Raw genomic sequence first — 1,916 nt, forward strand, 5'->3', positions numbered from 1 at the left:
CCCGCACCTTCCCGAGTTCCACCCGCAGCCGCAGCGCCGCCCCACGCACGAGCCCGTGCACGGAATCCCGGTGTACGAGCTGGCCCAGGGCCTCCGCCCACGCCTCGCCGCGCTCCGTGCCCTCCAGCAGCGCCACCGCGGCATGCATGGCCCGCAGCTGGTCGCGCCGCTTGTGCGCGGCCTCCTCATCCAGCGAGACGCACGCGCCGGGCAGTCCGATGAGGATGCGCTCGAACAGCCCGTCGGCGATGGCGAGGATGGGGCCGGTCGGGGTCTCGCGGACGCTGCCGTAGCGCACCGCGTGTGCCAGGGCGGGGAAGGCCTCCATCAGCTTCGGAACGTCCGCCGAACGCGTCGAGAGCGCCTGCACCTGGCGCAGCACCACGTCGATGGCGACGGGCAGCTCCGCGAGCAGGGACGCATCGAGCAGGGCCGTCAACGTGCCGAGCTCGTTCACCGTGGCCGCACGGGCCACCACGCGCCCCGAGGCCGCGGACTCCACCGTGTTCCCGAAGAGGCTCGCCTCGACGACGCGCACGGCCAGCTCGGGCTCCCACTTCAGACGCCACGTCTCGCGGAAGGTGCCCGTCGAGTTCCGGGGATCCTCCTCCGGCGTGCCCCAGTCGATGTCGAGCAGCCCCAGGCGGTGCAGCAGCCGGCTCCGTTCCCGGTCCAGGTCCTTGCGCAGGTCCAGCTCCTGGAGCTTGCTCTCGGAGGAGGGCGGCAGGCGCAGCGACTTCTGAAGCGCGGCGAGGTCCCTCGCGAGTGGGACGGAAGGCACCTCGGAGGGGACCTCGCCCAGCCCGGTGCCCACCTCCAGCTTCTGGTGGACGAGCGCCAGCGGGGTCGCATCCCCGCCGCACAGCACGGCGAGCGAGGCGTCGCGCAGCTCCGAGAGCCCCGGGGACGACAGGCCGCGCAGGGCCGCGAGCGCCTCGGCGAGCCGCACCGTCTCGATGACGTTCGCGGAGGAGGCATCCAGCCCCTCGTCCCGGAGCAGGTGCGCGATGCGCGTCGCCCACGAGGCCACCGGGCGTTTGGGCGAGAGCCACAGGTGCGCGTACCACCCCGGGGACTCCACCCCCGCGCCGTACCCGCTGCGCCAGCCGAGCCGGTCATACGTCCAGGGAATCCACGTGGCGGCCACCTTCGTCTTCGGCAGGCCGCGCAGGAGGGCATCGTCCTCGCGGGCGGGCCGCTGCTTCACGAGCGCCGGGGTGTGCCACGCGCCGCACACGACGGCGATCCGCTGGAAGCCGTCCTTCTTCGCCTGGCGGATGCTCCGCCGCATGTGGGCCTCGCGCCGGGCCTCGTGCGGGGACAGCTCGCCTTCGCCCTCGCGCAGGGCCGTCATGGCCTCCAGTACGGCCTCGAATACGCCCTCGGGCTCCTGGCGTCGCTCGATGAGGTGGTCCCACCACAGCTCGCTGTCCTCGTAGCCCGCCGCGTGTGCGAGCGCCCCGAGTGGATCCCCCCGGGGCGTGCGCGCCTCCTGTTCGGCCGGGGTCTCCTGCTTCTCCTTCGGGGTGTCCTCGTTCCGGGCGTCTTCGTCCTCGGGCGCCAGCCGGTGGGTCTGCGGGAGGTCGATGAACCGCACCGGGAGGGTGCGTTGCACGGCGTACTGGATCGCCTGCCACTCCGGAGAGAAGACGGCGAAGGGGTAGAAGACGGCCTGGGCCGGCTTGTCCACGGCGTAGATGAGCAGGGCCACGGGCGGCTTCATCTCCGCATGGGCCGCCAGGGGCAGCAGCGCGTCCGCTTCGGGCGGGCCCTCGATGAGCACGACGTCCGGTTGCAGCCGTTCCAGGGCGGCCCGTACGCTGCGCGCGCTGCCCGGCCCGTGGTGCCGCACGCCGAGCACGTGCACGGCCGCGCCCGCCTCTCCGCTCACAGCACCTCCATGCAGGCGCGGTAGA

The 1,916-nt window shown here is 73.3% G+C and carries 1 protein-coding gene; it reads right to left on the minus strand.

The features are described from left to right. Positions 1–1,891: DUF5682 family protein (locus VF794_RS30035; RefSeq protein WP_331116334.1), on the minus strand; the 1,891-nt coding region annotated here is incomplete at its 3' end. Positions 1,892–1,916: the final 25 nt, after the last annotated feature.

The sequence above is a fragment of the Archangium sp. genome, from assembly GCF_036389735.1.
In the GTDB taxonomy this organism is placed as follows: Bacteria; Myxococcota; Myxococcia; order Myxococcales; family Myxococcaceae; genus Archangium.